Genomic DNA, 5,904 nt, shown 5'->3' with positions numbered 1-5,904 from the left:
GCGCAGGCGCGCCTGTGCGCGCGGCGAGTCGGCCCGGTCGACGGCCTCGCCTCGGTCGGCCGCGGTCGCCGCGGCGGCCTCGGCGGCGCGGTCCTGCGCACGGTTCGGGCCCGTGGCGAGCCCGTCGTCGTCGGCCCGCGCGAGCGAGGCGAGGAAGCGGTCGCGCTCCCGCGCGAACATGGCGGGGTCGTCGGCCAGGTCGAACGCCGCTGAGAGGAAGTTGTCGCTGGAGGCGTTCTCCTCCAGGCGCCGCACGAGGTAGCTGATCGCCACGTCGAACTCGTCGGGGCGCACGACCGGCACGTACAGCAGCACGTGGCCCACCTCGCGCGCGACGGCCTGCACCTGACCCTGCGCCATGCCGAGGAGCATCTCGAACTCCACATCCGGCGACGCGGCGGCGGCGCCCGACAGGTTCACCCCACGCGATCGGGCGAGCAGCCACGCGTAGGCGATGTCGAAGAGGTTGTGGCCCGCGACGCCGATGCGCACGGCGGCGGTGCGGCCGGGCTGCAGCGCGAACCGCAGGCAGCGGATGTAGTTGGCGTCCGAGTCGACCTTCTCGCCGTAGGTGGCCACGCTCCAGTCGTGCATGATGGCGTCGACGTGCTCCATCGCGAGGTTCGCGCCCTTCACGAGCCGCACCTTGATACGTGCTCCGCCGTCGGCGACGCGCCGCTGCGCCCATGCGGTGAGGCGTTCGAGAGCCGGCAGCGCGTCCGGCAGGTAGGCCTGCAGCACGATGCCCGCCTCGAGGAGGCGCAGCCGAGGGTCTTCGAGCAGCCGCGTGAACACGGCGATCGTCAGGTCGAGGTCGCGGTACTCCTCCATGTCGAGGTTGATGAAAGTGCCATCGGTCGCGGCGGTGAGGTACAGCGGGAGCAGTCGCTCCACGACCTTGTCGACGACCTCGTCGAACGCCCACATCGAGATGTGGCTGGCGATCGCCGAGACCTTGACCGAGACGTAGTCCACGTCGGGCCGGCGGATGAGCTCATGGATGCCCTCGAGCCGCCGCAGCGCCTCCTTCTCACCGAGCACGGCCTCGCCGAGGAGGTTGAGGTTCAACCGCGCGCCGCTCTCGCGCAGCGCCGCGATGGCCGGTCCGAGCTTGTCGGGGCGTGCGTCGACGATGAGGTGGCCGACCATGCCGCGCAGCACGCGTCGCGCGATCGGCACGACCGGCGACGGAAGCACGGGGGCGACGGCGCCGCCGAGCCGCACGGCACCGCGGAGGTGCCACGGCAGGAAATCGGGTACGAGCGGTGCGACACGGTGCAGATGGGATGCCGCGGCCGACAGGCTCTCGGGCCGCATGACGCCGTCCACGAAGCCGATCGTGAACGGCAGGCCGTTCGGATCCTTGAGGACGCCGGCGAGCCGTTCCGCTGCGGGGTCGACCTCCGCCTCGGCGCTCTCGGCCACCCAGCGCTGCGCGAGCGCCACCGCCTCGGCGGCCAGGCGCTCGTCGGCTCCGTCTCGCATTCCCACTCCCGATGTCACATCGATCGACTCCGTGAGTCCAGCCTGCACCTCTCCGTGCCCAGCCTGCGCGCCCGGAGGCGTTGCGCGGTCGACTTGCTGCATGAACTCCAGGGTGCGGCATCCATTCATTCGTGAATAGCGATGATCTACGATCGGTATCGTTCGAGATCATCGATGGGATGCCCATGTTCGAACTGCGACGTCTGCGGCTGCTGCATGAGCTCGCGCTGCGCGGCACGCTCGCCGCGGTCGCCGACGCGCTTTCGTACAGCCCGTCGACGATCTCGCAGCAGCTGGCGCTGCTCGAGAAGGAGGCCGGGGTGGCCCTCCTCCAGCCGGAGGGCCGTCGCGTGCGACTCACCGAGCACGGGCGCATCCTCGCCGCCCACGCGGCTCGCGCACTGGACCTCGACGAGCGCGCGAGAGGCGAGCTCGAATCACTGCACCCCGGACTCGCACCCGTGCGCGTCGCCGTGATGCAGACGGCGGCGCTCGCGATCGTTCCGGCCGCGCTCGCCCTGCTGGCCGCCCGCGCTCCGCAGCTGCGTGTCGAGCTCGCCGAGATGCCGCCCGAGCTCGGACTGTTCGAGCTGACCGCCCGCGGCGTCGATCTCGTCATCGCCGAGCAGTATCCCGGGCACACCCGCGCCCATGAGGACGGGCTGGATCGCGAGACGCTCGGCACCGATCCGATCCGGATCGCCGTGGGACCCGCCGATCCCGCGCGCTCGCTGGTCGACCTGCGGGAGAGGCCCTGGGTGATGGAGCCCGCGGGCACGGCGGCGCGGCTCTGGGCGGTGCAGCAGTGCCGCGCCGCCGGCTACGAACCCGACGTACGCTACGAGCTCGCCGATCTGTCGGCCCACGCGCGGCTGGTGGCCGCGGGGCAGGCGGTCGCCGTGCTGCCGGATCTGCTCTGGGCGGGCACGCACCCTCCCGTGCGACTGCTCGAGCTGCCCGGCCGCCCCGCGCGCGAGGTCTTCAGCGCCCAGCGGACGGCGTCACAGGCCCGGGCGGGCATCCTCGAGGTGCGGCGAGCACTGCGCGACGCCTTCCTCCCGGCATCCGAGACCCGGCGCGTCTCGCCCTAGGCTGGCCTCGTGTCCGAGTCGTCCACCGCCCCCGCGGAGCCGAAGCGGCGGTTCGCCTGGGTGCGCGCGGCGACCGATCGCGTCCCGACGCGATGGTTCGCCGGCATCGCCACGGGAGCGTTCCTCCTCGCGACGGCCGCCTTCGGCGGGCTCGCGACCGCGGCACCGCCCGAGATCGCCCGGCTTCAGCCGGGTGACGCGCACGTCACGGCCGAACGCTCGCTCACGGTGCAGCGGGCGGTGCTCGTCGACGAGCTGCCCGACGCCGGCCTCTACCCCGAGACCTGGGAGCGTGTCTTCGCGATCATCGCCGACGTCGAGAACGAGTGGGATCGCCCCGTGGCGGCGGCCGGCGGTGAAGGGATCGCCGCGACGCTCACCGTCGCGGGCGTGAAGGCGACCGCCGACGACGGTACGGTGCGCTACGACGACGCGACGTTCGGCCCGTCACTGCAGCCCCATGTGCCTGCGCGCATCGTCTTCGCCTGGGTCGTTCCCGGCGGCGCGTTCGAGGCCGGTGACGAGGTTCCCGTGACGCTCTACGCACGGTCGCTGCACACCGGCTCGTTCGTCTTGACCGGCCAGCAGTGGACCGACCCGGTGCGCGACGCCGTGGTCATGGTCGAGGTCGAGGATGTGGGAGCCGGTGCGGACGCGGAGGATGCCGATGGCCAGGGCTGATCGCACGCTGCCGCGTTGGGCGGCCTGGTCCATCGGGGCAGGACTCGTGGTCGCCGCGTGGTTCGTCGCGCTCGCCACGCCGGGCGAGGAGCAGATCCAGGCCCCCATGCCGGTGCCCGTGGCCGTCGGCGAGGAGGGCGTCGGACGCAATCTGGCTGCCACCGTCACCGACGTCCGTCGCACGTCCGAACTGCACGCGGGCGACTGGTCGGCAGAAGGAAACTGGCTCATCGTCGATGTGGAGGTCGCGGCGGTGACGTCGGAGGACGTCGTGAATCTGGGTCACGCCGAGATCGTCATCGACGGGGTGCGCTACGGCGCCAGCGATCGTCCGGACTCGCTGTCCGGACAGCCGCTGTCGGCCGGTGTCGCCACCCGCGGCGGTCTCGCGTTCGAGCTGCCGGCGAGCCTGGACACGGGGACCGCCGCGCTGGAGCTCGCGCTGTCATCCGACCGGCGGCTCGATTCGATGATCGTCGTGGACTTCGACCTCGGCGCGGTTCCCACGGCTCCTCGCGATGAGCTTCCCGAGACGGGATGGGCGAACCCGTGAGCGGGTGGTGGCGCAGGAATGCCGTGGCGCTCGGCGCGGTCGTGGTCCTCGTTCCCGCCTTGGGCGTGACCGTGGCCTGGCACGAGTGGAGCGAGCTGAACTCGGACGTCCCCGCCGCGCCCGTCGTGGTCGAACCGGGGCAGGACGCCCACTACGGAAAGGCGCAGGTGGGTCCCGCGGTGGCGGACTTCGTCGACGACCCGCTCGCGCCGCGGGACGCCAGGGTACTCAGGGTGCAGATCGACATCGACCCCGGCGCACCGGGACTCGCCTGCGCGGAGCCGATGATCCGGGAGTTGGAAGGGGCGCACCGCGAGTGGGATCCCGACACGTCCTCACTCACCACGGACTGGGACCCGCTTCGTCCGGCATCGTGCTCGTCGGACCTGACCGAGCCGTACACCCTCGACGTGCGCTACGTCCTGCCGCGCGACGCCGTCGGCCCGTTCGGGGTGGACGTGATCTCGTCCGAACTCTGGCCCGACAACGTCCGCTTCGTCGTCGAGCCCTGATCACTCCGTGAATCCGCGGCTCCGGCGGGGGCCGCGAGTGTCGCCTCCGTCGCGGGCGCCGTCGCGGGCGCGACGGCGCTCGAGGGCGTCGCCGCGGCCGCGCGCCGCGAGACCAGCCGTCCGATGACGGCGTCGTAGCCGCCCGCCACGAGGGCGATGCGGATGGGCTCGATCAGCACCGGCACGACGAGGAAGATCGCCTGATCGAAGACGAGCCAGAAGTCGTTGAGGTCGTGCGGTCCGATGAGGCGCAGCAGACCCCATTCCGCCCATCCCTGCACGGCCAGCAGCACGGTGTAGAGCAGCACGAATCCGCCGATCAGCACCGGACCGGCCCGCCACATCAGCACGATCGCCTCGCCGATCGGGGTGAACCGCGACGCGATGTCCGCCCAGATGTCGCGCAGCCTCGCACGCAGCCGCGCCGGAAGCGAGCGGTAACGGCTGCGGACGCTCGCCGCCACCCCTCCCCCGATCGCGTCCGTGGGCACCGGCTCGGGCGCGACCGCCTGCCCGTACACGACGCCGGCGATCGTGAGCCACGCGAGCGGAAGCAGGATGATGCCGCCGGCTTCGCCGAGGAACCACTCGACGCCCTCCCAGATCCAGGCGAGCGGCGCGAACGCCGCCGAGACGGTGACGCGGAGGTCGTCCAGCCACACCATCGCCTGCCGCGTCTGCACCCAGCCGCTGACGGCGTCGATCGCGACGGACAGGACGAGCGCGGCGAAGTACACCCAGACCGCCTCGAGGTAGACGGCGACGACGCCGAACCAGCGCGGCAGTCGCTGACGATAGCGCTTCAGCACCCACCGCAGCGCAAACGCCACCACCACGATCGCGAACGTCAACGGGGTGAGCGTGAGCGCACCCGCCAAGCCGTCGCCGGCCGGGTCCGTCTTGTCGACGATCGCGGTGAAGTTCAGCCCTGCGCTCACCTCGAGCGCGCGCGCCGAGTACGCCGCAGCGTCCTCGCGCAGGAACCCCCAGGCCGCATAGAAGGCGAAGAACGGCAGGATGCCGGCGAGCAGCGCGTCCGCGAACTGCCGGCGACGCGTGGCCGCGTCCTCCGGGAGCGGTGAGATCGCGTCGAGCTGCCGCATCCCGTCCCGCACGACGAGAAGCATCGCGACGAGCGCCACCAGACGCGAGAGGATGGCCAGCGGCAGCAGGAGAGACCCGGCCACGGCGTTGTAGGCGCCGACGAAGCCGGCTGTCTCGATCACGACATAGCGTCCGAGCACTCCCGCCGCGTACCACGCGAGCAGCGCCGGCCAGTGCCGCCACAGCAGGCGGCCCGCGGTGCGGAGCACGTCGAGCACGGCGATCACGCCCCCACGCTAGCGGGCCGCGTGCCGTCGTGCTCGAAGTGCGGGGTCAGGCGCGGTCGCTGCGCGTCGGCGGAGCCGGCGGCCGGGTGATCTGCTCGTCGGCGACCGTGGTGCGGTCGTCGACCGTGCCGGCATCGCGCACCGCGGGGCGGTCGCCCAGGTCCGCCTCGCGGGTCGCCGCACGGTCGTCGACCGTGTCGCCGTCGCGGACGACCGCGCGGTCGCCGGTCGTGTCACCGTCGCGGACCGCC

General features: G+C 72.3%; 7 protein-coding genes. 4 read left to right on the top strand and 3 right to left on the bottom strand.

The window, feature by feature from the left end; all coding sequences use genetic code 11:
- Positions 1 to 1,485: proline dehydrogenase family protein (locus ACI3KY_RS19940; protein ID WP_404931862.1), on the bottom strand; the 1,485-nt coding region annotated here is incomplete at its 3' end.
- 185 nt (positions 1,486 to 1,670) lie between these two features.
- On the opposite strand from ACI3KY_RS19940, the gene ACI3KY_RS19935 reads away from it, so the two are divergent.
- From ACI3KY_RS19935 to ACI3KY_RS19920, 4 genes are read left to right on the top strand one after another with little or no spacing between them, the layout of a single operon-like run.
- Positions 1,671 to 2,576 carry a LysR family transcriptional regulator gene (locus ACI3KY_RS19935; RefSeq protein WP_404931863.1) on the top strand — a complete coding sequence of 302 codons (906 nt, stop codon included), beginning with the start codon at positions 1,671 to 1,673 and terminating at the stop codon, positions 2,574 to 2,576.
- 9 nt (positions 2,577 to 2,585) lie between these two features.
- Entirely contained in the window at positions 2,586 to 3,257 is a 672-nt protein-coding gene (locus tag ACI3KY_RS19930; RefSeq protein WP_404931861.1) for a hypothetical protein, read from the top strand.
- Complete coding sequence (locus ACI3KY_RS19925; protein ID WP_404931860.1) at positions 3,244 to 3,810, top strand: hypothetical protein; 567 nt, start codon at positions 3,244 to 3,246, stop codon at positions 3,808 to 3,810. Before ACI3KY_RS19930 ends, ACI3KY_RS19925 begins: the two co-directional genes overlap by 14 nt.
- Entirely contained in the window at positions 3,795 to 4,322 is a 528-nt protein-coding gene (locus ACI3KY_RS19920) for a hypothetical protein (RefSeq protein ID WP_404931859.1), read from the top strand. Before ACI3KY_RS19925 ends, ACI3KY_RS19920 begins: the two co-directional genes overlap by 16 nt.
- Here the strand turns inward: ACI3KY_RS19920 and ACI3KY_RS19915 are convergent.
- Positions 4,226 to 5,653 carry a hypothetical protein gene (locus tag ACI3KY_RS19915; RefSeq protein ID WP_404931858.1) on the bottom strand — a complete coding sequence of 476 codons (1,428 nt, stop codon included), beginning with the start codon at positions 5,651 to 5,653 and terminating at the stop codon, positions 4,226 to 4,228. The genes ACI3KY_RS19920 and ACI3KY_RS19915 overlap by 97 nt on opposite strands.
- Positions 5,654 to 5,699: 46 nt before the next feature.
- A partial coding sequence (locus tag ACI3KY_RS19910; RefSeq protein ID WP_404931857.1) for a hypothetical protein occupies positions 5,700 to 5,904 on the bottom strand: 205 nt, incomplete at its 5' end.

It is taken from the genome of Microbacterium sp. ZW T2_14, from assembly GCF_044987405.1.
Lineage (GTDB): Bacteria > Actinomycetota > Actinomycetes > Actinomycetales > Microbacteriaceae > Microbacterium.
The sequence above is the reverse complement of the archived record's forward strand: the minus strand, read 5'-3'. Positions and strand labels throughout refer to the sequence as shown.

Excerpts from the sequence above, each read along its gene's own strand:
- ACI3KY_RS19925 (WP_404931860.1), top strand. The coding sequence starts at position 3,244 with ATGGCCAGGGCTGATCGCACGCTGCCGCGTTGGGCGGCCTGGTCCATC.
- ACI3KY_RS19935 (WP_404931863.1), top strand. The coding sequence starts at position 1,671 with ATGTTCGAACTGCGACGTCTGCGGCTGCTGCATGAGCTCGCGCTGCGC.
- ACI3KY_RS19920 (WP_404931859.1), top strand. The coding sequence starts at position 3,795 with ATGGGCGAACCCGTGAGCGGGTGGTGGCGCAGGAATGCCGTGGCGCTC.